This is a genomic window from Micromonospora inositola (assembly GCF_900090285.1).
Taxonomy (GTDB): domain Bacteria; phylum Actinomycetota; class Actinomycetes; order Mycobacteriales; family Micromonosporaceae; genus Micromonospora; species Micromonospora inositola.
This window is the reverse complement of the sequence record NZ_LT607754.1, coordinates 2,499,532-2,524,515: the sequence shown is the minus strand read 5'-3', so window position 1 is coordinate 2,524,515 and position 24,984 is coordinate 2,499,532. Positions and strand designations below refer to the sequence as shown.

General features: G+C 69.4%; 25 protein-coding genes and 1 pseudogene. 17 read left to right on the top strand and 9 right to left on the bottom strand.

The annotated features are described in order from the left end of the window. Positions 1 to 126: 126 nt before the first annotated feature. The 3 genes from GA0070613_RS12100 to GA0070613_RS34375 all read right to left on the bottom strand — a co-directional run bounded on the left by GA0070613_RS12100 (position 127) and on the right by GA0070613_RS34375 (position 2,998). Positions 127 to 1,401, bottom strand: coding sequence for an NHL repeat-containing protein (locus tag GA0070613_RS12100; protein WP_157746333.1), 1,275 nt, complete (start codon positions 1,399 to 1,401; stop codon positions 127 to 129). A 571-nt stretch (positions 1,402 to 1,972) separates the two neighbouring features. Next, a complete protein-coding gene (locus GA0070613_RS12095) occupies positions 1,973 to 2,440 on the bottom strand; it encodes a YkgB family protein (protein ID WP_089012386.1) in 468 nt (155 codons plus the stop codon). 159 nt (positions 2,441 to 2,599) lie between these two features. After that, positions 2,600 to 2,998 (bottom strand): hypothetical protein, encoded by a 399-nt coding sequence (locus tag GA0070613_RS34375; protein ID WP_408630983.1) that lies wholly within the window; start codon positions 2,996 to 2,998, stop codon positions 2,600 to 2,602. Between GA0070613_RS34375 and GA0070613_RS32950 the strand changes: the two genes are divergently transcribed. Beyond that, positions 2,885 to 3,145 carry a hypothetical protein gene (locus GA0070613_RS32950; protein ID WP_197699153.1) on the top strand — a complete coding sequence of 87 codons (261 nt, stop codon included), beginning with the start codon at positions 2,885 to 2,887 and terminating at the stop codon, positions 3,143 to 3,145. The two genes, GA0070613_RS34375 and GA0070613_RS32950, sit on opposite strands and share 114 nt — an antisense overlap. Before the next feature lie 41 nt (positions 3,146 to 3,186). On the opposite strand, the gene GA0070613_RS32945 is transcribed toward GA0070613_RS32950, so the two are convergent. Further along, positions 3,187 to 3,690 (bottom strand): hypothetical protein, encoded by a 504-nt coding sequence (locus GA0070613_RS32945; protein WP_197699071.1) that lies wholly within the window; start codon positions 3,688 to 3,690, stop codon positions 3,187 to 3,189. A gap of 931 nt (positions 3,691 to 4,621) precedes the next feature. Between GA0070613_RS32945 and cspE the strand changes: the two genes are divergently transcribed. From cspE to GA0070613_RS12060, 6 genes and pseudogenes are all read left to right on the top strand, one after another. Next, on the top strand, positions 4,622 to 4,825 hold the full coding sequence (cspE, locus tag GA0070613_RS12085) for a transcription antiterminator/RNA stability regulator CspE (protein ID WP_013283833.1): 204 nt from the start codon (positions 4,622 to 4,624) through the stop codon (positions 4,823 to 4,825). A 426-nt stretch (positions 4,826 to 5,251) separates the two neighbouring features. Continuing rightward, entirely contained in the window at positions 5,252 to 5,533 is a 282-nt protein-coding gene (locus GA0070613_RS12080; protein WP_231929759.1) for a hypothetical protein, read from the top strand. Positions 5,534 to 5,863: 330 nt separating this feature from the next. Next, positions 5,864 to 6,562 (top strand): hypothetical protein, encoded by a 699-nt coding sequence (locus GA0070613_RS12075; protein WP_157746332.1) that lies wholly within the window; start codon positions 5,864 to 5,866, stop codon positions 6,560 to 6,562. Between the two features lie 442 nt (positions 6,563 to 7,004). Continuing rightward, entirely contained in the window at positions 7,005 to 7,418 is a 414-nt protein-coding gene (locus GA0070613_RS12070) for a hypothetical protein (protein WP_157746331.1), read from the top strand. Positions 7,419 to 7,741: 323 nt separating this feature from the next. Continuing rightward, a pseudogene (locus GA0070613_RS12065) lies at positions 7,742 to 7,972 on the top strand (transposase); the annotation flags it as partial. Between the two features lie 60 nt (positions 7,973 to 8,032). Next, positions 8,033 to 8,782: a DUF4839 domain-containing protein gene (locus tag GA0070613_RS12060; protein WP_089015906.1), complete on the top strand. Its 750-nt coding sequence runs from the start codon at positions 8,033 to 8,035 to the stop codon at positions 8,780 to 8,782. Positions 8,783 to 9,307: 525 nt separating this feature from the next. Here GA0070613_RS12060 and GA0070613_RS12050 read toward each other — a convergent pair. From GA0070613_RS12050 to GA0070613_RS12040, 3 genes are all read right to left on the bottom strand, one after another. Beyond that, entirely contained in the window at positions 9,308 to 9,562 is a 255-nt protein-coding gene (locus tag GA0070613_RS12050; protein WP_088987488.1) for a Smr/MutS family protein, read from the bottom strand. A gap of 72 nt (positions 9,563 to 9,634) precedes the next feature. Further along, positions 9,635 to 10,003, bottom strand: a complete 369-nt coding sequence (locus tag GA0070613_RS12045) for a tetratricopeptide repeat protein (protein ID WP_089012381.1) — start codon at positions 10,001 to 10,003, stop codon at positions 9,635 to 9,637. 89 nt (positions 10,004 to 10,092) lie between these two features. Continuing rightward, positions 10,093 to 10,863, bottom strand: coding sequence for an ROK family protein (locus tag GA0070613_RS12040; RefSeq protein WP_089012380.1), 771 nt, complete (start codon positions 10,861 to 10,863; stop codon positions 10,093 to 10,095). Positions 10,864 to 10,940: 77 nt separating this feature from the next. Here GA0070613_RS12040 and GA0070613_RS12035 point away from each other — a divergent pair, with 77 nt between their 5' ends. The 3 genes from GA0070613_RS12035 to GA0070613_RS12025 all read left to right on the top strand — a co-directional run bounded on the left by GA0070613_RS12035 (position 10,941) and on the right by GA0070613_RS12025 (position 13,752). Next, the gene (locus GA0070613_RS12035; RefSeq protein ID WP_089012379.1) at positions 10,941 to 12,578 is read left to right on the top strand and encodes an ABC-F family ATP-binding cassette domain-containing protein; all 1,638 of its coding nucleotides are present in this window, start codon (positions 10,941 to 10,943) and stop codon (positions 12,576 to 12,578) included. Positions 12,579 to 12,616: 38 nt separating this feature from the next. Beyond that, entirely contained in the window at positions 12,617 to 12,937 is a 321-nt protein-coding gene (locus GA0070613_RS12030; protein ID WP_089012378.1) for a hypothetical protein, read from the top strand. 89 nt (positions 12,938 to 13,026) lie between these two features. Beyond that, positions 13,027 to 13,752 (top strand): methyltransferase domain-containing protein, encoded by a 726-nt coding sequence (locus GA0070613_RS12025; RefSeq protein WP_089012377.1) that lies wholly within the window; start codon positions 13,027 to 13,029, stop codon positions 13,750 to 13,752. Between the two features lie 18 nt (positions 13,753 to 13,770). Here the strand turns inward: GA0070613_RS12025 and GA0070613_RS12020 are convergent, their stop codons facing one another. Further along, positions 13,771 to 14,781, bottom strand: a complete 1,011-nt coding sequence (locus GA0070613_RS12020) for a LacI family DNA-binding transcriptional regulator (protein WP_089012376.1) — start codon at positions 14,779 to 14,781, stop codon at positions 13,771 to 13,773. Positions 14,782 to 14,923: 142 nt separating this feature from the next. Here GA0070613_RS12020 and arfA point away from each other — a divergent pair, with 142 nt between their 5' ends. Genes arfA through GA0070613_RS11995 form a run of 5 tightly spaced genes read left to right on the top strand, consistent with a single transcriptional unit; the run spans position 14,924 to position 20,617 of the window. After that, the gene (arfA, locus tag GA0070613_RS12015; protein WP_089012375.1) at positions 14,924 to 16,435 is read left to right on the top strand and encodes an arabinosylfuranosidase ArfA; all 1,512 of its coding nucleotides are present in this window, start codon (positions 14,924 to 14,926) and stop codon (positions 16,433 to 16,435) included. Positions 16,436 to 16,471: 36 nt separating this feature from the next. Next, a complete protein-coding gene (locus GA0070613_RS12010; protein ID WP_089012374.1) occupies positions 16,472 to 17,803 on the top strand; it encodes an ABC transporter substrate-binding protein in 1,332 nt (443 codons plus the stop codon). Between the two features lie 6 nt (positions 17,804 to 17,809). After that, positions 17,810 to 18,772, top strand: a complete 963-nt coding sequence (locus tag GA0070613_RS12005) for a carbohydrate ABC transporter permease (RefSeq protein WP_089012373.1) — start codon at positions 17,810 to 17,812, stop codon at positions 18,770 to 18,772. A 10-nt stretch (positions 18,773 to 18,782) separates the two neighbouring features. Next, the gene (locus GA0070613_RS12000; protein ID WP_089012372.1) at positions 18,783 to 19,607 is read left to right on the top strand and encodes a carbohydrate ABC transporter permease; all 825 of its coding nucleotides are present in this window, start codon (positions 18,783 to 18,785) and stop codon (positions 19,605 to 19,607) included. Continuing rightward, entirely contained in the window at positions 19,604 to 20,617 is a 1,014-nt protein-coding gene (locus GA0070613_RS11995) for a glycoside hydrolase family 43 protein (protein ID WP_089012371.1), read from the top strand. Before GA0070613_RS12000 ends, GA0070613_RS11995 begins: the two co-directional genes overlap by 4 nt. A gap of 70 nt (positions 20,618 to 20,687) precedes the next feature. Here the strand turns inward: GA0070613_RS11995 and GA0070613_RS11990 are convergent, their stop codons facing one another. Beyond that, positions 20,688 to 22,187, bottom strand: coding sequence for an amino acid permease (locus tag GA0070613_RS11990; RefSeq protein WP_089012370.1), 1,500 nt, complete (start codon positions 22,185 to 22,187; stop codon positions 20,688 to 20,690). A gap of 308 nt (positions 22,188 to 22,495) precedes the next feature. Between GA0070613_RS11990 and GA0070613_RS11985 the strand changes: the two genes are divergently transcribed. Together GA0070613_RS11985 and GA0070613_RS11980 are read left to right on the top strand one after the other, a co-directional pair. Next, positions 22,496 to 24,157, top strand: a complete 1,662-nt coding sequence (locus tag GA0070613_RS11985) for a glycoside hydrolase family 10 protein (protein WP_089012369.1) — start codon at positions 22,496 to 22,498, stop codon at positions 24,155 to 24,157. Positions 24,158 to 24,331: 174 nt separating this feature from the next. Next, positions 24,332 to 24,874 carry a phospholipase gene (locus GA0070613_RS11980; protein ID WP_089012368.1) on the top strand — a complete coding sequence of 181 codons (543 nt, stop codon included), beginning with the start codon at positions 24,332 to 24,334 and terminating at the stop codon, positions 24,872 to 24,874. Positions 24,875 to 24,984: the final 110 nt, after the last annotated feature.

The window sequence follows — 24,984 nt, the reverse complement described above, 5'->3', positions numbered from 1 at the left end:
CCGCCCCTGAGTCGTTCACGACATCAGGTTCGTAGCTGATGACCGCGCCCGGACACAGCGTCTCGTTGCAGACGGCCGGGATCAGCGAACCCCGGCGCCTGACCGGTGCCGGGGCCCGCTCGGGTGTCAGCAGGTTCTCGCGACTAGCGCCCCGGCGTAGCCGCTGCCGGCGACCACTGCGCCGCCACTCGGCAGCGCGGCGGCCGAGGAGAACCAGGAGGAGGAGTACTGCGGATCCTCCGAGTAGCGGATGATGCCGTCCGTGCCGAAGTTCCCGTCCAGGCGGCCTCTGGGATCGAGGCGCACGATCACGCCCTCGGAGTAGCCGGTCCGGGTGGCGGCACCCGCCGCGAGCACGCTCCCGTTGCCGAGCACCGCCAGTCCGTTCGCGGACGGGTACGGGTCGAATGGACCGGCCGCGGGGACGAGGGCCTTTCCGTCGCCGCCCCCGTACGCGCGGTCGACGCGACCGCTGGAGGTGTATCGCGCCACGACGAGATCGAGTCCGTCGGATCCGCCGACGAGAACAGAGCCTCTTGGGCCGGCCGCAACGTCCTGCCAGGATCCGGGATCCGGTGGGAGCACAAGGCCCGCCTGTCCGAAGGATGGATCCGGCGTCCCGTCGCCGAGGAAGCGGCCGAGCCACGGTCGCATGAAGTCGGCCTGCCAGCTTCCCACCGCCAGGATCCGCCCATCCGCCAGGACGTCGACGCCGTATCCGGTCTCATAGCTTCCGCCGAGGCTCTGCACGGCGAAGCCGTCCGTGCCGAAGGTGGGGTCGGGACTTCCATCCGGCAGCAGCCTGGCCAGCACCGCGTTGGACGCGCCTCCGAAGCCGGCGGTCTCTCCGGCCACCACGATCCGTCCCTGTGCGTCCACGTCGATGCTGCGTGCGACATCGTTGTGCTCACCGAGGTCGAGGTAGGTGACCCCGTCGCCGCCGCCGAACCCGGTGTCCCGCGATCCGTCCGGGTTGAGCACCGCGACCGCGATGTCGCCCCACGAGGTGGGGGACACCGCCCAGTACGCCCGGCCGGCAACCGCGATGCGGCCGTCGGCGAGCTGGGTCACGGCCCAGGCCTCCGAGCCGTACACGTCGTCATGGCGCACGGTCACGAAACCTGACCCGCTCCCGAACGAGGTGTCCAGCCCGCCGCTCGGCAGCAGCCGCATGACCGCAAGCGACCGGCCACCCTCGCCGGCCACCAGGTAGCGGCCCTGAGCGTCGACGGTCACCGCGCGACCGTAGTCCAGGGTGTAGTCCGGCGCGGTCAGGATGCCGTTGGTTCCGAAGCTGGTGTCAAGGCCGCACGCGGCGGCCGCGGACGCGGATGGGCTGGGGCCGGCGACGATCGCGACGGCGATCGCGGTGGCCAGCAGCATGGTCCTACGAAGACCCACCTGGCCCTCCTTGGAAGAGAGGCGCGAGTACGCATGTAAATATTTACCTACGGCAAGCGAGCATCACCGAAATGAGGGTCTCTGACAAGGACATATGGGCCTTTTCGCTGTTGCCGGTCGTTTGCGTTCGTTCGTTCCACCACAGAGAACGACGCCCCCGACGCCGGCACAGCCCAGCTGACGCCGGACGTGGCTGGAGCCCGAACCACGTCCATGGACTGATGGTCTCTGGCAGCCGATGACAGCCGTCGGTGCCCCGCACCCGCGTTCAACAGAAGAGGTTTTGGACTCAGCGGGACCAGAACAGAACGGCCCCTGACGCATCTCTGCTGGTCTGGGGTTCTCGCACCAGGTGGCGGGTAGAGGTCGTAACCCGAATCGGCGAGACGCCGCGTCGATCAGTCCCGTCAGGCAGTCGCTCGGCGAGCAGTAGGGCGAAGCCGTCATACGCTTCGCCGCCGACGTGCCAGTGCGGCTCCTCACATGCGGCCGTCGGTCGCCAGGGACAGCCAGCCTCACCCGGGCCCATCCGTGCCAGTGGATCTGTTGTTCCCAAGCGCCCTGCCGGGGATTACCGAGGGCGGGCGGCGCGCAGCGACTCGGCAGCTGTCAGGAGAGCGGCACCGAGGAGCACCGTGTCCTTCAACAGGAACTGCCCCAGCTGAGAAAGGCTCAACATCCCCTGACCTTCCTGCCGAGCCCCGGGCGTCGTCGCCAGAAAACCGAGCGTAGTGAGGAACATCCCGACCGCCGCGAAACTACCGATCGCCGACGCTCTGGGCGCAAGCGGCCTCGCGGCGATCAGAGAGCCCACGGTGATCTCCGAGACTCCGATGAGTCGGTTGAGCTTCTGTGCGCCCAACTTCTCGCGGAACCGCGAGAACAGCGGACTCGAGGTGACCAGGGGCTCGTCGTTCTCGACCTCGTACTGCTTGAACTTGAGCGCACCGAGCCACAAGATGTTCGTCGCCAGTGCAGAACGCAGGACCGAGAAGCCTACGGAAGCGAGATCATCGGCGGAGGCGTGTCGCGTGCGCATCGCTCACCCCTAGTCCCTGCGTCGACGGTCGGCGTGCCGGCGACCATTACCCGCTGCGACCCGCCACACACCGAGGGCGGTCACCCTGGTGGGACCGTCGCGGAGTTCGGCTGCCTTGATCCCGTGCCGCATGGCGAGCGCGACCGTATTGATACTTCATCACGCCGCGGGTCTCCTCGACGGCGTACGCCCAGGCATCGCCACGATCTCAGCGACGGGTTGGCTCGCGATCTTCACCCGGTGTCCGGCCTGGCGGGCTTCCCGCTCCGTCATCCCCACGGTCGCCAACGGCGGGGTCATGAACAGAGTGCGGGGGACGACGACGCGGTCGGTCGTCGAGCGCCGGCCCTCGCCGGTGAGTTGGTTCGAGGACGATACGGCTGTCGTCGAGCGAGAGACAGGTGGTGAACTGCGCTTCGCCCTTGACGTCTCGACGTCGTAGATGTGCGGCTGGCTCGTCCGCAGGCACTCGTCGACCTCAATCGCTCCTGCCTCGGTGGTGCGGACACCGGCGGCGTCCAGCCCGAGGTCACGCGCATCCAGGTCGGCAAGGTCCACGCCCGCAAGCTGGTGTCCGTCGCCCTCGACGAGCACACCATCACCGTCTACGACGCCGACAGCCCGATCACAGCCGTTCCCCGCCGCAGCACCACCGACCTGAACCGGGTGAAGGCCAAACACCAGATCACGACCACCGCCGGATGAGCCCTCACACCCTGAAGCAGGGCTATAAGAAGGCGGTGTGACTACCAGGGCCAGTGCTGAGCCAGGTGGGTCGGATCGTCGCCCGGCGACACCACGAAGACGTGCTCGCCGCTGTCGTCGAACACCAGCAGCGGCCCCGCCTGCGACGCCAGGGCCACCGTCGCGGCCAACACCGCACCGCCGGATGGCTTACGGAACCCGATATCGGTCACGGCCTGGTCCAGCTTCACAGGCTCGTCGCCGCCTGCGCCGTCGACGCCCAGACTGACCTCGCCCAGGTCCAGCCCACCAACGGACGCGCAGGTGGCCGGGTCAGGGCAGCCCGGAAGCTGGCTGGCCACGTCACGCCCGGCGACCTGGAACCACGGCACGCCGTGACACCCCGCCTCCCGGAACGCAGCCAAAACCTGCGCCACCATGGGCAGCTCACGGGCCGCCGGCGGCTCCTCGGGCAGACCAAAGGACGACTCAGCCCCGGCCGCCCACTCGAGTCCATCGTCTGCGACCGCGGTGTGCAGCGGCGTCACCAGCAAGTGCCAACTCACAGCACGCATCGTGCCATCCGGCGGCCGGACACCCGAGACGCGAAACAGCCTCCTCCCAGACGGCCTCGCCCTACCATCGACCCAGGCACCAGACCTATTCGATCACGACCTGGGCGTCAAACGTCCTGCGACGCCGTTCCGTCAACCATCATGCGAGACCAGGCATCGCCGGCAGCAGGCAGCCGGCAGCCGGCTGTCGTACTCCGCTTGATGCGTTACACGGTGACTTCAGTTGATGGGTTACACGGGCCTTGAGCATGCCGGATACGGACCGTGACGCCGACTGTCCACGACGGCTGGTGTGCCAGGCATCCGCTTCTGCCGATGTGCGCGCACCTGACCTTGCTTCAAGGCGCTTCTCCGATGTCAGGCGATCGCGCGGGTGCGGCCCCCCGCACGGCCACCAGGGTCGGGCACGACGCGAACCACACCAAGGTCCTCCACCGAGACCACTGGGCGAGCCGGCCGATCCGCCCACCTGCCCCCGTCCCGCCTCGGAGCGAGACAGCGCTTTCGCAGGTGCCCACGCCGAGTAATCGAGCCCGTGTGGACGGACATCGTGGCCGCTCGTCCTGACGGCGCCCGACTAGAATTCATGCCACATCAGGCGCGACCTGCCGATTCTCGGTGTCGCTGCCACTTCCCAGTCTTGCAACTAGCCCATCGTGAACCCGGTCAACGTGCCGTCCACGCGGCGTGGCAAGCAGACGAGTGACCAGGTCCACTCACCGCCATGGGATCGACGACGGATCATGTGCTACGGTAGCCGAGTTGCAGTTTTGATTTCCGTAGACGTTTTCCGGCGCCTGATGGGGCATCTGAAACCCATCCAGGCGCTTTTCGTTTTTCGTGTCGTTTCGACGCGGGTGATCAACGCGGCGGCGTAAGGGTCCGCACAGTGCGGTCTCTAACAGCCTGCGAAGGAGCAGACATGACTACAGGTACCGTGAAGTGGTTCAACGCCGACAAGGGCTTCGGCTTCATCAGCCCGGACGACGGCGGCGCCGACGTCTTCGCCCACTTCTCCGCGATCTCGGCGAGCGGCTTCCGCAGCCTCGACGAGAATCAGAAGGTGGAGTTCGACATCACCCAAGGCCAGAAGGGCCCGCAGGCGGAGAACATCCGCCCGCTTTGATCCACACTCTGCGAACGGCGGCCCGACTGGTTCAGCGGGCCGCCGTTCGGCGTTTCATGCGCTCACCACGGCATCGCGAAAGTCGTCTGATCGGCAGAAGGCCGGCCATCTCGGTGTGGAGCCAGCTCAGCATCGCCCCCGTGTTCTCTTCTCTGGATCGATTCGGACCTCGGGCGCTAGTCTGCCCAGGCCGACTGTCAGCTCGCCCAAGGCGCGCCTCTGGCTCATGAACCAGACAGACACAGACGTCGACCCTTATCGCTAACGAGCCGAATTCCGCATCGCCGCCGCCCTGACGGTCGAGGCACGTACGGTCGCGGTCCAGGTGGAGCACACCATGGTCGGACTCGACGCCTCGCCTCCTGATGACTGTCAGACAGCCGGGACCCGGGGTGCGCGGCGTTACATCCTGAAGGGTTGATGACTATGACGACGACCTACTCGGGTCCTGCGAGGCTGATCCTGGTCGACGGCGCATGCATATCCGGCATGGCTTCCCTCAGTACCAACCAGCGCGGAGGACTCAACGGCTGGGGCGGCACGTTCCGTCCGGACGAGATCACGACAGACCTTCGCAACGCAGTCGAAGGGCTGCAATTGGAACTGCCCTACGATCGGATCGGGACAGTCGCCGTCACCGGCATACGCAAGCTACTCGCCACGCAGGTGTTGATGTCGTTGGCAGGCCGCGGACCCGCACCATTCTGATCGTGCGCCGCACGGCCGCCGCTACATCGCCGCCGCGACGCGGTCACTCTGCTCTGACGCAGCGACGAGGGCAGGACCGTGTTGATCGGTAGACTCTGCCAGGAACCGTTAACTCTCATGGCACCCCTTTATGTCAAGGCGCCGCTGGAAATGGCCCGCCATTGCCGAGACCATCCGCACCTTCCTGGCCGCCGACCCCGGCATCAGCAATCCGGGTACACAATGAATCAAGCTGAAACGCTCTGCGCTTCGTCCGGCACCAAAAGCATGGCCACCACGATGGCTTGGAGGATCTTGCGCACCTGATACCGTGGAGGCACAATTACGTACGTGGATAGCCAGAGCACGATGCCGAAAAGGGCATATGTATATCCCCGCATGTTGGCGGGGGCTGCGCTCCTGGTCTCGATCCTGGCCGCTCTCTGGCTGACATTGACAAACACAACCTTTCCGGTGTTCCTGCTCGCGTTCTGGCTGCCGGTCGTGATCGCAGCAATTCCCGTGATGACCGTGCACGGTAAGCCATTTCGGTTCGTATGCAGGATATGTGCCGCGCTGCTGCTGGCTCTCGCGGTCGTCGGTGAATTCTTCGGGCTGTCCCTGCATCTACCGGCCGCGCTGATTCTCGTGATTGCCGGGGCCGTCGATCCGGGACGGGTGCCGGGACGGGCCCGAGTCGCCGCAATCGCCGGCGGGTTGGTATCGGTCATGGCGGTCGTAGGATTCGCCGCGGCAACCTATCGATCCGTACTGTCTCCGCCGGATGCGTTCATCGTCCACACCACGTCCAAGTTCATAGATTGGGAGGAACCGTATCGCAGCATTGTCGAAGGCGATGGGAGCGGAATTGGCTACGGTGCGCGCGGCGTGAGCGTCGGAGGCGGCCGACCCGGCGAAGGACCGACCCTGCACGTCCACTTCCGCAAGGATCTCTCAACAGAGGAACGAGAGCGTCTCAGGCGACACTTGTTGGAATTGCCGGAAATAAGGGACGTTCGCCTGTGCAACCGCCGATCTCAGGAGTGCTAACCAAAAGGCACACAAATTCTGATGAGTCGTCCCCCGGTCTTTTCGGCCTAGGACAAGATCCGCATCGTAGTCCGTCCTAGGGGCGAGATGACGGTTGCGGAGGCGGCGGGAGGCATCGTGGGTTCCTGCCGTTCTGTCGAAGAGGATGACCATGGAGTCTGCGGAGCGCGGCCAGGCAGTATCGCCCGCATCTCTATTGAGTTTGGTCGAGCTGGTCATCACGTTCGACTCGGCCGCTACGTTTCGGCAACTAACCGCGCGGCTTCGTCGCCCTGCTGCTGACCCCCACCTCAAGAGCAAGCCCCGTCGACGAATCCACCGAGCCGTGGTGGCCGTACCAGCTTCGCCCCCGGCGGCCGAACTCGACGAGGGCGACCGGTGCGCGGTTGGCATACCGCCGACCCGGTGCTACGTGGTGCGATCCGACCGATACGACCCGCCGATGGACGACGGCTTCCTGCCGAGACTCACAGCAAGCATCGCGCTGCTACCGGCCGGCGGCGGATACGCGGAGGCGGCGGACGTGTGGCTGGAGCGTGCCGAGCCGATCGAGATGAAGCTGCTGCGCCGCGCATACGGTGCGCTTCACTCCGGTGACATTCTCGACGACGCGGACGGTCGCCGGCTGCAGTTCGTACCGCCGTTCCTGTTCTACGCCGACGGTGGCCGAGTGCGGCCGGCGTGGCCACTGGCTCTGGTGACGCGGGACGGGGTAACGCCACCGCCGGACGCGGTCGACGCCGTCGCCGCCGCGACCGCCCTCGGCAGTCATCCCGACGAAATCGAGCGCTGGCTCACCTGCAGTGAGGCGCCGTACGCAGCCGCGGTCGCCGAAGAACTCTTCGACGAAACCTGAGCCGCCCACGAGAGCGAGCGACCGACGCCGCGCTGGTCGACGCGCACCCGACGCCGCCTCTGGTTATCGGTTCTACGGTCGGACGCCCGCGCGTCGACCGAGATCAGGTGCGCTGATCTGCCGCTGATCGCGCGTCTTGACCGGCGCCGAGGATCGCATGCCCCAGCGATAGGCGGCACGCCAGTTACGCACCGTGACAGCCGAGCCCGGAGAGAGCCGGCCAACTGGCACCCTTCAAGTGAAGTCGATGTGTAACGGATCAAGTGGAGCCCGGCATCGTCGGCAGCCGGCCGGTTCGTACGTGTGTTCGGGTAGGCTCCTGCCTGCTCGAACTCGGACGCCTGGCGACCACGGTGCAGACCTGGTGGCCGGAGATCCTGGCGTTCATCCATACCGGTATCACCAACGCCGGCTCCGAAGGCACCAACCGCGTGATCAAGACCGTCGCCCGCGACGCCTACGACTTCCGCAACCCCGTCAACCAACGGCTCCGAACCCGCTGCGCCACAACCCGACGAGCCCGAGGACACCTCGACCCCCGCCAACTTCGCTGAGCCCCTATCCTCGCGAGGAGTCCATGAGCGATGGATCCGATTCGGGGGGCTGGGAGCCGCATGGCTGACGACGGCGTGCAGTACGAGTTCAAGTCCGTGCAGGCAATCCGCGGCATCGAGGCCAGGTCGATCGCGAAGTGGCAGAAGGCTGGTTGGGAGTTCGTCGACCAGAACCAGGGGACGTTGCGGACAACGCTGAACTTCCGCCGCCCGAAGCCGAAGGTCCCGTGGGTACTCATTGCCGTGGCGGCCGGTGTCGTCCTGCTCCTGGCCATCGTCGGCGGAATCGCCAGCGCGCTCCAAGGCGGAGACGACAAGGACCCCAAGCCGACCAAGTCGCCGAGCGAGGCGACGGTCGTGGCCAGCGGAAAGCCCTCGGAGACGCCGAAGCCCGAAGAATCGGCTTCAGATGAGTCCGACGCGGACCAGGTCCTGACGGTCAAGAACAGCAAGGATCTCGCGGCGCTCTTGGCGGTGCGGGACTACTGCGACGAGACGATCGGAACGTTCGTGGCCAAGTACGAGGGCAGGACCATCGAGTTCGACGGTTCCATCACATCGATGCTAAATCACGGCGATTACCAAACTCGCTACGACATCCTCGTCTCTCCCGGTAAGGGCCCGAAATCTCTGGTTGGGCCCGCATTCAAGTTCGAAGACGTCAACGTCCCTGACCTGCATCTCACTGGCGCGAACATCCCGGATTCCGTAGGTACCGGCGACCTTCTCCACGTTGTTGCTCGGGTTGGCGAGTACAACCCGGACCAGTGCCTGTTCTACCTTGAGCCGGTCTCTACGGAAATTCGGTAGGCGACGTGAGTCGGATCATCACGGACCGGCGCGAACAGTTCTCGATCTCCCACGTCTCCTGCAGCTCGACCCCATGCCACGGACACGAGGACACCCGTGTTCGTCGTGCTGCCCGCAGGGTCCGAGCGCCGGTTCGCGCCGGTGGAGGTACGCGGGCGCTGGTGGAACGGGGCATGGGGCCGCATGCCCGGCGCGACATCTGGCTGCTATCCGCTCGACCGGGATCCCCCGACAACCGGCACAACGGGATGCACTGCGGCACACCTACGCCTCCGTGCTCCTGGACGCCGGGGAGAGTGTCAAGGCTCTGTCGGCCTACCTCGGCCACGCCGACCCCGGCTTCACCCTCCGGATCTACACCCACCTACTGCCCGCCAGCGAGGACCGCACCCGGCGAGTCATCGACAAGGCATTCGGCGAGCAGCCGGCGACGGCCCGCACGCGGGTGACGGCCTGGAAACGGCATGATCATGGTTCAACGGCCCCAGAACGACCCAGCCGCGCAGGTCAGAGGCCATGCCGTTACTACTTCCAGCGGAAGTGGACGAAGAGGCGGCCGAAGTTCTTCGAGTCCTTCTCCACGCGGTGGTAGAGCTGCTTGACGTCCTTCTGATCGAGGAACCGCAGCACCCGCTTCTTGAGCTGGCCGGAGCCCTTGCCGGGGATGATCTCCACGAGGGTGGCCTTCTTCGCCACCGCCTCGTCCATGATCCCGCGCAGCGCGCGGTCGATGTCCTGGCCCTTGTTGAAGATGTCGTGGAGGTCGAGCTTGAGCTTCACTCCGCAATCGTAGGCGCGCCGGACACGCATCGGGGCAGCCACCAGGGCTGCCCCTTCCGTACGCGTGCGCCGTCAGCGGCCGCCGCTGACCCGGCTCTCCACCCGGCGCAGCGCGGTCGTGTAGTCGGTGTTGGTCGAGTACATGGCCGCCGCGATGCGCAGGTGCCGCAGCGCGTCGGCGTACCGGTTCATCCGCTCCAGCGTCCGGCCCAGCACGTGGTGCGCGTAGTGGTCGCTCGGGTCCCGGTCGACCAGCTCGCGCAGCTGCTCCTCGGCCCGGTTGAGCTGGGCCGACTGAAAGTACGCCCGGGCCAGCAGCTGCCGGACTGAGGAGTTGCCGGGTTCCGCCTCGACGATCGGCTCGAGCAGCCGCGCCGCTCCGGTCGGGTCACCCGTTTCGAAGAACATGGTCGCCCGCCGGTAGTCCGCCAGAAGATCCACTCGACCCACCTCCTCGTGTCGCGCCGCCCTTTGTTCGACGTTGGCACAACACCGGCCGTATCGCGAGTGTTCCGTTCGCGGAAGTTGCGTCAGGGGGTCGGGTCGTACCGGTCGCCCAGCAGGTCCCACGCCCGGACACCGCCGACGATTCCGGCCGTGTTCGGGACGACCACGACATCGTCCCCCATCCGGCCCAGTTGTTCCGGGCGGATCAACCGGGAGTTTCCCCCGCCCAGGTAGAGCCGGTCCCAGCGGAACACCGGGCGCAGGCCGTCGACCACCTGCCGGATGCGCCGGGACCAGAACGCGTCGCCGAGCCGGCGCCGCTCCGGCTCCCCCACGTACGTGTCGTAGGTGGTGCCCCAGCGCACCGGCGCGTGCGACAGCTCCAGGTGCGGGGCGAGCACCCCGCCGTCGAAGAGCGCGCTGCCCAGCCCGGTGCCGAGGGTCAGCACCAGCTCGCAGCCGGTCCCGGCGACCACCCCCGCGCCGTGCACCTCGGCGTCGTTGAGCACCAGCGCCGGGACCCCGAACGCCTCGGCGAGCGCGCTGCGCGCGTCGTACCCGGACCACTCGGCGACCAGGTCCGGGTCGACCTTGCTGCGCGGCCCGGACCGGGTCACGTAGTGCGGGGTCGCCACCACCACACCGTGCCGGATCATGCCCGGCATGCCGACGGTCATCCGGTCCGCTGACGGCAGCCGGGCGCCCAGGTCCAGCAGGGTCTTCGCGAACAGCGACGGCGGCAGGGGGTAGGGCGTCGGCACCCGCAGCGGCCGGGCCCGCATCGTCCCGGCGGCGTCCAGCACCGACGCCTTGATCCCGCCGCCCCCACAGTCGATCGCCAGAGTGGTCACCACGCCCGTGAGTCTCCCTCAGCCCGCTTACCGGCGGGGCGCCGGTAACCGGATCGCGCGCCGGTAGGCTCGACCTTCTCATGAGCGCCACGTTGATCGTCAAGGACCTCGCTGCCGGGCACGGTGACCGGCTGCTCTTCTCCGACCTGGAACTGGTGGTCGCCCCCGGCGACGTGGTCGGGCTGGTCGGGGTGAACGGGGCGGGCAAGTCGACCCTGCTGCGTACCCTCGCCGGGCTCCAGCCGGTGGAGCTGGGCAGCGTCTCGCTGAACCCGCCCGCCGCCACGGTCGGCTACCTGCCGCAGGAGCCGGAGCGCCGGCCGGGCGAGACGGTCCGCGACTTCCTGGCCCGGCGTACCGGGGTCGCCGCGGCGCAGGGCGCGCTGGACGCCGCCACCGAGGCGCTCACCGCGGGCGCGGACGGCGCCGACGACGGGTACGCGGAGGCTCTGGAGCGCTGGCTCGGCCTGGGCGGCGCGGATCTGGAGGAACGCGCGGAACAGGTCGCCGCGGAGCTGGGGCTGACCGTGGACCTGGACCACCCGATGACCGGTCTCTCCGGCGGTCAGGCGGCCCGGGCCGGGCTGGCTTCCCTGCTGCTCAGCCGGTACGACATCTTCCTGCTCGACGAGCCCACCAACGACCTCGACCTGGCCGGGCTCGACCGGTTGGAGCGGTTCGTCACCGGGCTGCGCGCCGGCACCGTGCTGGTCAGCCACGACCGCGAGTTCCTGACCCGGACGGTGACCCGGGTGCTGGAGCTGGACCTCGCCCAGCAGCAGGTCCGGCACTACGGCGGCGGCTACGCGGCGTACCTGGAGGAGCGGGAGGTGGCCCGCCGGCACGCCCGCGCCGGCTACGAGGAGTACGCCGACACCCGCGCGGCGCTGGAGGCCCGGGCCCGCACCCAGCGCGCCTGGATGGAGAAGGGCGTGAAGAACGCCCGGCGCAAGTCCACCGACAACGACAAGATCGGCCGCAAGTTCCGGGCCGAGTCGACCGAGAAGCAGGCGGCCAAGGCGAAGCAGACCGAGCGGCTGATCGAGCGGCTGGAGGTGGTCGAGGAGCCGCGCAAGGAGTGGGAGCTGCGGATGGAGATCGCCGCCGCGCCCCGCGCCGGAGCCGTCGTGGCCGCGCTGCGCGGAGCCGTGGTACGCCGGGGCGGCTTCACCCTCGGCCCGGTGGACCTGCAGATCGACTGGGCGGACCGGGTGGCGATCACCGGGGCGAACGGCTCCGGCAAGAGCACTCTGCTCGCCGCGCTGCTGGGCCGGCTGCCGCTGGACGACGGGCACTCGGCGCTCGGTCCCGGGGTGGTGGTCGGCGAGGTCGACCAGGCTCGCGGCCTCTTTCTGGGCGACCAGCCCCTGCTGGACGCGTTCGGCGCCGCCGTACCGGAGCTGACGCCGGCGGACGTGCGGACGCTGCTGGCCAAGTTCGGCCTGCGCGCGGCGCACGTGCTGCGGCCGGCGGCGACCCTCTCGCCGGGCGAGCGGACCCGCGCGGCGCTGGCCCTGCTCCAGGGGCGCGGGGTCAACCTGCTGGTGCTGGACGAGCCGACCAACCACCTGGACCTGCCGGCGATCGAGCAGCTGGAGTCGGCGCTGGCGAACTACCCGGGCACCCTGCTGCTGGTGACCCACGACCGGCGGATGCTGGACGCGGTGAGCGTCAACCGGCGGCTGCGGGTCGACGCCGGACGGATCGCCGAGGATTGATCCATGCCGGCGGGCGCGCGCGGGGTGACAATGACCCCATGCTCAAGTGGGAGTACGCGCTGCTGGTCCGTCGTCGCCAGGCGGCCACCACCGACATCGGGTGGGAGGTCGTCTTCATCTGGTACGGCCCGGACGGCTCGATGGTCGACGTCACCCCGTACGGCGACACCGCGCTGGCCCACCTGAACCGGGCCGGTGACCAGGGCTGGGAGCTGGTGGCGATGAGCGAGGACCCGTCGCTGCCCGGCCACAACGAGCTGCACCGGTACCACCTCAAGCGGCCGAAGACGGTGGCCCCGCAGCCCCGCCAGCGGATGCGCGGCGCGGGCCGCACGGCCCGCCGGACCATCTCCGGCTGACCTGCCGCGCCGGCCTCAGCTGGCCGAAGATGCGGCCGCCCAGGCATACCGGGCGGGGATGCGGGTAACGGGCGGCCCGGAGGTGGCTCATGGTCGCGATGGCCCAGTCCGCACCCTCGGCCGAGCGGCTGCGCAAGGTCGACGGGTTCCTCGCCGAGGCGTGGGCCGATCTGGCCCGGCACGACGACCGGCTGCGCCCGCTGGCGGTGGAGGTGCGCTTCGACCGGGGCGTCGCGCACCTGACCGGCGAGGTCGCCGACCCGGCCGAGCTGCGGCTGGTCCGCGATCTGGTCGGCCGGCTCGCCGGCGTGCTCGGCGTCTGGTGCAGGGTACGCGTCGGCGGCCGCGCCCCGGTGGTGGTGGACCTGGGCTGCGGGGCGACCAAGCAGTGGCCGGGCAACCTGGGGTTGGACATCTACCCCGCGGCGGGGGTGGACGCGGTGGCCGACCTCTCCGGCTCGCTGCCGCTGGCCGACGACTCGGTGGACGTGTTCTTCGCGGTGCACATCCTGGAGCACCTGATCGACTTCCTGCCGCTGCTGGACGAGTGCCACCGGACGCTCCGGCCGGGTGGCGTGCTGCACGTGATGAGCCCCTGGTGGCGGCACGTGAACGCGGTCGCCGACCCGACCCACGTCCGGCTGCTGGACGTGCAGACGTTCAAGGGCATCTGCGGTCAGCGCCCGCCGGGCACCCCGCGCTGGTATCCCCTGCACTCCAGCTGCGACGGCGCCTCGATCTTCGCCGACCTGACCCCGGTCGGCCCGGACGACCCGGCGCCCGCCCCGACCCACCTGGCCCGCTTCTTCGACTGACCGCCGGCCCGGCGCAGGTCAGGGGCGGCCGGTGGTGCTCTCGCGGGTGGCCAGCCGGTGGGGGGCGGTGAGCTCCCGGGGCGGCGCCTCCCGGTCGCCGTCGAGGCGGCCGGCCAGCAGTTCCACCGCGAGCCGCGCGATGCGTTCCTTGTCCGGGGCGACGGTGGTGAGGGTGGGGATGGAGAAGCGCCCGTCCTCGATGTCGTCGAAGCCGGCCACCGCGACGTCCTCGGGCACCCGCAACCCCGCCTCGTGCAGGGCGCGCAGGGCGCCGAGGGCGAGGGTGTCGTTGAAACAGAAGACAGCGTCGGGGCGTACGCCGGAGGAGAGCAGGTCGCGCATGGCGGCGGCGCCGTCCGCGCGGTGCCAGGCCGGTGCGGGCGCCACCAGCTTCTCGTCGTACCCGATACCGGCGTCTGCCAGGGCGGCGGTGTAGCCGGCCAGGCGGAGCCGGGCGCTGGCGCCCTCGGGGGTGCGCTGCGAGCCGATGGCGGCGATCCGGCGCCGGCCGAGCCCGATCAGGTGGGCGGTGACCTCCCGGGCGGCGGCCACGTTGTCCACCACGACGTGGTCGGCCGGGCCGTGGTCGACCCGCTCGCCGAGCAGCACCATCGGCATGCCGTCGAGGCCGGTGAGGTCGTCGGCGGTGAGCGCCAGCGGGCTGAAGATCAGCCCGTCGATCATGTGGTCGCCGATCCCGCTGGCGACCTTGCGTTCCTGCTCCGGGCCGCCCCCGGTCTGGTCGATCAGCACCGTCCAGCCGTGCTCGGCGGCGGCGGTGACGACGTGCCGAGCCAGCTCGGCGAAGTACGGGATGTCCAGCTCCGGGACGGCCAGGGCGATCACCCCGGTCCGCCCCTTGCGGAGGTTGCGCGCGGAGAGGTTGGGCCGGTAGTTCAGCTCGGCGATCGCCTCCTCCACCCGGGCCCGGGTGTCCGGTCGGACATGCAGGTAGCCGTTGACCACGTTGGAGACGGTCTTCACCGACACGCCGGCCCGCTCGGCGACGTCCTTGAGCCTGTGCCGCACTGCCAACCCTCCCGGTGTCGGTGCTGCCGGCACTCTACCGCCTCCGCACCCCTTTACAACGTTGCTTACAACGTTGTAGAAACCTGAGGTACGGAGTGACCGCGGTCACCCCGGCACCCGGCACGAGGAAAGGTGGCACCCGTTGCGGAGCGCACAGCTGACGATCGACCCGGCGTTCGCGATCGGACCGGCCGACCGCCGGCTCTTCGGTTCCTTCGTCGAGCACATGGGGCGCTGCGTCTACGGCGGGATCTACGAGCCGGGACATCCCACCGCCGACGGCCGCGGCCTCCGCGGCGACGTGCTCGACCTGACCCGCGAGCTGGGCGTCTCGGTCGTCCGCTACCCCGGCGGCAACTTCGTCTCCGGCTACCGGTGGGAGGACGGCGTCGGCCCGGTCGGCGACCGGCCCCGCCGGCTCGACCTGGCCTGGAAGACGATCGAGACCAACACGTTCGGGCTCGACGAGTTCATGACCTGGGCGGCCGGGGCCGGCGTGGAGCCGATGATGGCGGTCAACCTCGGCACCCGGGGCGTGCAGGAGGCCTGCGACCTGCTGGAGTACACCAACCACCCGGGCGGTACCCAGCTGTCGGACCTGCGCCGCAAGCACGGCGCCGAGGAGCCGTACGGGGTGCGGCTCTGGTGCCTCGGCAACGAGCTGGACGGCCCGTGGCAGGTCGGTCACAAGACCGCCGACGAGTACGGCCGGCTCGCCGCCGAGACGGCCCGGGCGATGAAGCTGATCGACCCGTCGATCAGCTTGATCGCCTGCGGCAGCTCGAACCGGCGGATGCCCACCTTCGCCGCGTGGGAGGCCACCGTCCTGGAGCACACCTACGAGCACGTCGACTACATCTCCGCCCACACCTACTACGACCCGTCCGACGGCGACCGGGCCAGCATCCTGGCCTCCGCGGTCGACATGGACAACTTCATCACGGACGTCGTCGCCACCGCCGACCACGTGGCCGCCAAGCAGCGGCACAAGCGCAAGCTGAAGATCTCCTTCGACGAGTGGAACGTCTGGTACGAGTCCCGCCTCAAGGCCGACCTGGACCGGCGCGGCTGGGTGGAGGCGCCGGCGCTGATCGAGGACGACTTCACCGCGGTCGACGCGGTGGTGGTCGGCGACCTGCTGATCACCCTGCTCCGGCACGCCGACCGGGTCGGCGTCGCCTGCCAGGCGCAGCTCGCCAACGTGATCGCCCCGATCCGCACCCGCACCGGCGGGCCGGCCTGGCGGCAGAGCATCTTCCACCCGTTCGCCCTCACCGCCCGGTACGCGCGGGGCACCGTGCTGCGCACCGAGCCGGTCTCCCCGAGCTACGAGACGAAGAAGTACGGCGACGTGCCGGTGCTGGACACCGTCGCGGTGCACGACGAGGAGACGGGAACCCTGGCCGTCTTCGCGGTCAACCGGGGCGACGCGGACCTCCCGCTCGACCTCGACCTGCGCGGCCTGCCCGGGCTGCGCCCCGAGCAGCACCTCACTCTCGCTGCCGGGTCCGAGCCGGCGGCCACGAACACCGAGGCCGAGCCCGAGCGGGTGACGCCACGGGAGCTCACCAGCCCCACCTGGAACGGCGGCCGGGGCACCGTCCGGCTGCCCGCCTGCTCCTGGAACCTGCTGCGCTTCGCGCCTCAGCCCTGACCAGGCAAACTTCATCCCGTCCCCAAGGAGAACCGCATGATCCAGAACGAGATGAGCCGGCGTCGCCTGCTCGGGCTCGGCGTCGGGCTCGGCGCCGCGGCCACGCTGACCCTGGCCGGCTGCGGCGGCGGCAGCAGCACCGGCGGTTCCACCGCCGCCGGGAACGGCGGCAAGGACTACACCGGCCCGAAGGTCGACCTGAAGCTGTGGAACGGGTTCACCGGCGGCGACGGCGACATCTTCAAGAAGCTGGTCGAGCAGTTCAACAGCGAGCACCAGAACATCGCCGTGGGCGTGGTCACCTACGAGTGGCAGGACTACTACAGCAAGCTTCCCGGGGCGGTCTCCAGCGGCAACGGCCCGGACATCGCGGTCATGCACATGGACCAGCTCGCTACCTTCGCCGCCCGTGGCGTGATCATGGAGCTGGACGACGTGGCGAAGACGTTGGAGCTGAGCGAGGGCGACTTCGCCCCGACCGTCTGGAAGGGCGGGCTCTACCACGACAAGCGGTACGGCATCCCGCTGGACATGCACCCGCTCGGCCTGTACTACAACAAGGCGGTCATGGAGAAGGCCGGCCTCGACCCGAACAAGCCGCCGGCGACGAAGGACGAGTACACCGCCGCGCTGGCCGAGCTGAAGAAGTCCGGCGTGCAGGGCTTCTGGGTGAGCCCGTTCCAGTTCACCGGCGGGATGACCTTCTACTCGCTGCTGCACCAGTGGGGCGGCACGCTCTTCGACGGCGAGGTCGCGAAGGCGACCTTCAACTCCGACCCGGCGGTCGAGGCGTGCACCTGGCTGGTCGACATGATCAAGCAGGGGTACTCCCCGGCCAACGTCGGCCAGGACGCCGACTACCTGGCGCTCAAGAGTGGCAAGAACGCGTTCAACTGGAACGGCATCTGGCAGATCAACGACCTGAAGAAGAGCCCCGCCGTGCAGTGGGGCGTCGCGCCGCTGCCGCAGATCGGCAGCCAGCAGGCCGCCTGGGCCAACTCGCACAACTTCACCATCGTCAAGCAGCGCGGCGGCGACAACAACAAGGTCTCCGGGGCGAAGGTCTTCATCAACTGGCTCAGCCAGCACTCGCTGGACTGGGCCAAGGGCGGTCAGGTGCCGGCCCGCAAGGCGGTCCGGGAGAGCGCCGACTTCAAGGCCCTGACCGAGGTCAACGCGCTCGCCCCCGAGCTGGAGTACGCGGCCTTCCCGCCGGCCGCTCCCGGCCTCGGCGAGGTGATGACCACCTTCTACAACTCCTTCAACGAGGCGGCGTTGGGCAAGAAGTCGCCGAAGCAGGCGCTGGACGACGGCGTGGCGAAGGCCAACAAGCAGCTCGAGGACAACCGCAAGAAGTACGGGAACTGATCCGCCGTGGCGGACGTGATCGAGGTCGGGGCGGCGCGCGGTGACGCGCCGCCCCCGGCGGGGCGGTTCCGCCGTCGGGGTGTCACCGAGCGGGGGCACCGGGCCACCCCGTACCTCTTCCTCGCGCCGTACCTCGTCCTGTTCGGAGTCTTCGGGCTGGCGCCGATCCTCTTCGGAGTCTGGATCAGCCTCCACCAGTGGGACCTCCAGCTGCCGAACCGGCCGTTCATCGGGCTGGACAACTACCAGGACCTCTTCTCCAGCGACTCGGCGATCTACGGTGACTGGTGGTCCAGCGTCCGGGCCACCGCGATCTTCACCCTCCTGTCGGTGCCGCTGCTGGTGGTCGTACCGCTGGGGTTGGCGCTGCTGCTGAACCGGTCCTTCCCCGGACGGACGTTCTTCCGGGCGGCGTTCTTCGCCCCGTACGTCCTGGGCGTCGCGGTGATCGGCCTGCTCTGGCGCTTCCTGCTCGACGCGAACCTGGGCCTGGTCAACCGGCTGCTCGGAGCGGTCGGCCTGCCCTCGGACACCCCGTGGGTGACCGATGTGCCGTGGGCCTGGGTGTCGCTGGTCGGGGTGACCGTCTGGTGGACCTGCGGCTTCAACGCGGTGATCTACCTGGCCGGCCTGCAGGACATCCCGGCCGAGCTGTACGAGGCGGCCCGGGTCGACGGCGCGAACGGCTGGGACCGGTTCCGGTACGTCACGCTCCCCGGCCTGCGCCCGGTGCTGCTCTTCGTGCTGACCACCACCATCCTCGCCTCGGCGAACGTCTTCGGGCAGTCGTTCCTGATCACCCAGGGCGCACCGGGCGAGCAGACCCGGACGGTGGTCTGGCGGATCGTCGACGAGGGGCTGCGCGACTACGACGCGGGCCGGGCGGCCGCGATGAGCGTGCTCTTCGCGCTGATGCTGGCGGTGGTCAGCATCGTCAACTTCCGGCTGTTCCGGTACCGGGAAGACTGAGGGGGCGACGATGACGAGTCTGCGTCGCGGCGTGCGCTACGCCGTGCTGCTGCTGATCACCGCGGTCTTCGTGACCCCGGTGGTGTGGATGCTGCTCACCTCGCTGAAGACGTACGCCGACGCGCAGCAGGACCCACCGAGCTGGCTGCCGGACCCGCTCTCCACGTACGGCTACGACGCGATCATCAACAACACGGCGAACCCGGTGCTGCGCTGGTTCGTCAACAGCATGCTGGCGGCCACCCTGCACACGCTGCTGGTGCTGGCCACCGCGTCGATGGCCGCGTACGCCCTGGCCCGGCTGCGGTTCCACGGCCGGCGGCTGAGCTTCGCGCTGATCGTGGGCACGCTGTTCCTGCCGCCCACCTCGCTGATCATCCCGAACTTCGTGATCGCCGAGCGGCTGGGCTGGATCGACACGCTGACCGTGGTGGTGGTGCCGGGGGCGGCGAGCGCGTTCGGGGTGTTCTTCCTGCGGCAGTTCTTCCTCTCCATCCCCCGGGAGCTGGAGGAGGCCGCGGTGCTGGACGGCGCGAACCACTGGCAGGTCTTCACCCGGGTGCTGCTGCCGCTGTCGAAGCCGGCGCTGGCCACCCTGGCGGTGCTGTCGTTCCTGAGCAACTGGAACGACTTCCTCTGGCCGGTGTACGTGCTGTTCAGCCCGGAGCGGCTCACCCTGCCGGCGGGCCTGGGCCTGCTCCAGGGCGCCTACGTGACCGACTATCCGGTGATCATGGCCGGGGCGATGCTGGCCAGCGTGCCGGTGCTGATCCTCTTCGTGCTGGCGCAGCGCCACGTCATCCAGGGCGTGTCGCGCAGCGGCCTGAAGGGATGATCTCCGGCAGGACCCGGCGGCGCGGCGCGGCGGCACTGGTCGCCGCGCTGCTCGTCGCCGGTTGCGGCAACACGACAACCCCTTCGGGTACGGGAGACCAGACGCGCATGTTCACCAACCCGGTCGTCCGGACCGACGCCCCCGATCCGCAGGCGATCCGGGTGGCCGACACCTGGTACCTGTTCCACACCAACAGCGGCGGCCGGAACGTCCCGGTGCTCACCTCCCCCGACCTGGTGGAGTGGAGCGACGCCGGGGACGCCCTGCCGGAGCTGCCGGGCTGGGCCGACGCCGGGAGGACGTGGGCGCCCGAGGCGATCCAGCTCGCCCCCGACCGGTTCCTGCTCTACTACACCGTCGCCGACCGGTCCTCGGGCCGGCAGTGCGTCGGCCGGGCGGTCGCGGACCGGCCGCTCGGGCCGTACCGGGACGACTCGACCGCCGCACTGGTCTGTCAGGCGGAGCTGGGCGGGTCGATCGACGCCAGCCCGTTCCGGGATGCCGACGGCGGCCTCTGGCTGCTCTGGAAGAACGACGGCAACGCGATCGGGGTGGACACCTGGCTCTGGTCGCAGCGCCTGAGCTCGGACGGGCTGCGCCTGGTCGGTGGGCCGACGAAGCTGCTCAAGCAGACCGAGCCGTGGGAGGGCACCCTGATCGAGGGGCCCTTCTTCCACCGGCACGACGGGAAGCTGTACCTCTTCTTCGCCGCCAACGCCTACGACCGCGCCGACTACGCCGAGGGCTACGCCGTCTGCGAGAGCCCGACCGGCCCCTGCGTGAAGGCCCCGGAGAACCCGATCCTGAAGGCCAACCAGGCCGCCTCCGGCCCGGGCCACGCCTCGATGGTGGAGCAGGACGGCCGCACCTGGCTGCTCTACCACGCCTGGCCGCCCGGCCAGGAGGGCAGCACCGACCCCGGCCGCCAGGTCTGGCTGGACGAGCTGACGTGGCCGAACGGCAAGCCGGTCGTCCAGGGCCCGACGGGCATCCCCCAGCCCCGGCCCTGACCTGTCCAGATACGCGACATCGCGGTATCCACCCGGCTCGGACACCGCGATGTCGCGTACGTGGGGTTGATCAGCGCCCGGCCGGGGCCGGCTCGGGAGGAGACTGGGCGACCTCGCGGCGGGCCAGTCGATTGCGCCGGTACCCGTAGCCGAAGTAGATGAGGCCGCCGAGCAGCATCCAGGCCAGGAACCGGATCCAGGTCTCCACCGACAGGTTGAGCATCAGGTAGAGGCAGGCCAGCGCCGAGACGATCGGCAGCACCGGGGAGAACGGCACCTTGAACGGCCGGTCCAGGTCAGGTCGCCTGCGGCGCAGGATCGGCACGGCGACGGAGACCAGCACGAACGCGCAGAGCGCGCCGATGCTGACCAGGTCGGCGAGGGCGGAGAGCGGCAGGAAGCCGGCGAGCAGCGCCACGCCGAGGGTCATGATCGCCGAGATCCGGTACGGGGTGCCCCACCGCGGATGCACCTTGGCGATCGAGGGCGGGATCAGCCCGTCCCGGGCGATGGCGAAGCCGATCCGGCCCATGGCCACCAGGTCGACCAGGATCACGCTGGTCAGTCCGGCGATGGCGGCGATGGAGACCAGGATGGCCGCCCAGCCGGCGCCTACCGCCTCGAAGGCGGACGCGATCGGCGCGCCCTCGTCGATCTCGGTGTAGCGGACCATGCCGACCAGGACCAGCGAGACGCCGATGTACAGCACGGTGGAGATCAGCAGCGTGCCGAGCAGGCCCAGCGGCAGGTCGCGGCGCGGCTTCTTCGTCTCCTCGCCGAGGTTCGCCACCGCCTCGAACCCGGTGTACGCGAAGAAGACCACGGCGGCGGCGGTGAGCACCCCGGCGAAGCCGAAGACCGACGGTTCCAGCCCGAACAGGGCCTGGGTGACCGGTTGCCGGATGCCGTCCTCGCCGCTGCCGGCGGGCTCGGTGGCGGGGATGAACGGGCTGAGGTTGGCCGCCTTCACGAAGAAGAGCCCGGCGACCACGATGAAGACGCAGATGGCGACCTTGACCAGCACCAGCAGGTTGGTCACCCGGGCGGACTCGCGGATGCCGACGATGCCGACCACGCCGAGGATCAGCACGATGGCGATGGCCCCGAGGTTGACGACGCTGCCCTCCTCGGCGAACCAGGCGCTGGGCAGGTCGAACAGCTCGGCGAGATAGCCGGACCAGCCTCTGGCCACCACCGCCGAGCCGAGCGCGAACTCCAGCAGCAGGTCCCAGCCGATGATCCAGGCGACGATCTCGCCCATCGTCGCGTACGCGTAGGTGTAGGCGCTGCCGGCGGTCGGCACGCTCGACGCCAGCTCGGCGTAGCAGAGCGCGGCGAGCAGCGCGACCACGCCCGCGACGGCGAACGACACCACCACGCCGGGCCCGGCGTGGTTCTTCGCCTCGATGCCGGTCAGCGTGAAGATGCCGGTGCCGATCACGATGCCGATGCCGAAGCCCATCAGGTCGACGGCGCCGAGCCGGCGGCGCAGCCCGAGCTTCCCGTCGGAGCCGTCGGCGTCCGCCTGGGCCAGCACGTCCTTGATCGGTTTGGTCCGCAGCACGGACACGGCTGATCACCCCTCCCCACCGTGCGACCACCACGGTGGCGGCCGGTGACCGGCCAAGCTACCCAGCTTCCCCGCGACTGACGCCGTACCCGACGTGTCGGAAAGGTCACGACCGGGCGTGTGGGCCGGGTCACCCTCGGACGTTCGGGCCGACCTGGCCATCGATCCGCCCGGAGGCCTTGCGCCGTTCGGGGAATAGTGAAAGTTTTCTACCGACGACTGATGTTCTGCGGCGAATCTTGCCGGATGCACCCAGCGTCCGTCGTCACCCGACCCTGCCCCGGGAGCCAACGAAGGGATCGCACCGCATGAAGGCAACTCGGCTCAGAGCCGCCGGGCTGGCCGTGGCGCTGCTCGGCGCGCTCGTCGCCGCCACGCCCGCGAGCGCCGCGGAAAGCGACGCGGCGACCACCCCCACCTCGACCACCTGCATCACCGACCCGGCCACTCCGAAGCGTCAGTTCCGGGCGATGTGGATCGCGTCGGTGACGAACATCGACTGGCCCAGCAAGGCGTCCCAGGCCGCGCCCGACCAGATCGCCAAGCAGAAGGCGGAGTACCTGGGCTGGCTCGACCTGGCCCAGAAGCTCAACCACAACGCCGTCGTGGTCCAGGTCCGCCCCACCGCCGACGCGTTCTGGCCGTCGCCGTACGAGCCCTGGTCGGAGTACCTGACCGGGGTGCGCGGCCAGGACCCGGGCTGGGACCCGCTGGCCTTCCTCGTGGCGGAGTCGCACAAGCGGAACCTGGAGTTCCACGCCTGGCTCAACCCGTACCGCGTCTCGATGCCGGCCCCCGGCGGGGCCGGCGCGGACCTCGCGAAGCTCGCGCCGAACCACCCGGCCCGGCAGCACCCGGACTGGGTCTTCGCCTACCCGCCGGCGGGCGTCGCCGGCAGCCGGCTCTACTACAACCCCGGCATCCCCGAGGTCCGCGAGTTCGTCCAGACCGCGATGATGGACGCGGTCAGCCGGTACGACATCGACGGCGTGCACTTCGACGACTACTTCTACCCGTACCCGAGCGGCACGTACCAGGTGCCGGACGACGCCACCTTCGCGGCCTACAACCGGGGCTTCACCGACAAGGCGGACTGGCGGCGGGACAACATCAACCTGCTGATCCAGGAGATGAACACCAAGATCAAGGCGGCCAAGCCGTGGGTGAAGTTCGGGGTCAGCCCGTTCGGCATCTGGCGCAACAAGTCGGCCGACCCGGCCGGCTCGGACACCACCGGCTCGCAGTCGTACGACATCATCTCCGCCGACACCCGCAAGTGGGTAAAGGAGGAGTGGATCGACTACGTGGTGCCGCAGCTCTACTGGTACATCGGCCAGTACCCGGCCGCCGACTACGCCCGGCTGGTGCCGTGGTGGGCGGAGACCGTGCGCGGCACCCGGGTGCAGCTCTACATCGGCCAGGCCGACTACAAGAGCGGTGACCCGGCGTACGGGTCGTTCTGGATGAACCCGCAGGAGCTGTCGAACCACCTGACGCTCAACCGGTCGTACCCGGAGGTGCTCGGCAACGTGCACTTCTCGGCCGTGCAGGTGAAGGCCAACCGGCTTGGCGCCACCGACATCTACGCCGCCGAGCACTACTCCCGCCCGGCGCTCGTGCCGGCCATGTCGCAGCTGCCGGCCAAGCCGCTGCTCTTCCCCGTGATCACCCGCGCCGAGCGGCAGGACGACGGGGTGCACCTGAGCTGGCGCCAGCCGGCCGACGGCCGGGGCGCGTTCGGCACCGCCACCTCGTACGCGATCTACCGGTTCGACGGGACCGGCAGCGCCGACCCCTGCGACTTCGCCGACGCGTCGCACCTCGTCGCCACCGTGCGGGGCGACGCGGGCGACGTGCAGTCCTGGGTGGACACCACCGCCGAGGCCGGTCAGCGCCACACGTACCACGTGACCGCGCTGGACCGGGTCTGGAACGAGGGGCCGCCCAGCCCGCCGCGCTTCGTGGGCTGACCCACCGGACCCAATGCCCCGGGACGCCTCGGCGACCCGGGGCATTGGTCTGTTTCGGCGTATGTCACCAACAGTTCACGTCGACCGTCGCTCGACGTTCGTCGATTGATTGAGAATGATCGACATCCGGTGACCCGCCGGTAACCGCCGTACCGCACACCCGCGGAGGTAACCGTGTCCAGACGCCTCGCCACCGTTCTCATCTCCGGCACGTTCGCGCTGCTCGCCGCGCTGGGCGTGGCCTCGCCCGCGTCCGCCGCGGTGAGCACCGCGCAGAAGCTCAGCGTGCTCTCCAGCTGGACCCAGACCAGCGCCACCAGCTACAACGCCTGGAACGCCGGCCGGCTAAACAAGGCCGCCTGGTCGGAGTACGCCTTCGACTGGTCGACCGACTACTGCTCCTCCAGCCCCGACAACCCGCTCGGCTTCAACTTCAGCCTCTCCTGCTACCGGCACGACTTCGGCTACCGCAACTACAAGGCGATGGGCCAGTTCTCCGCCAACAAGTCCCGCCTGGACAGCGCCTTCTACGCCGACCTGAAGCGGGTCTGCGCCACGTACAACGCCGTCGTCCGGCCGGCCTGCTACAGCCTGGCCTGGACCTACTACGAGGCGGTCAGCGTCTTCGGCTCGGTCGCCGCCGTCCGGCAGTCCGACATCGACCGCGCCGCCCGGATGAAGGCCGACGCCGAGCACCGCGCCGCCACCCGCTCCTGACCCCACCCGGCCCCGCCCCGCTTGTCGATCAAGAGGTTTGCGTCCGGATCCGGCTCGTTCCTGGACGCAAACCTCTTGATCAAGGCAGCCGAAGGCCGGGAGGCCCGGCA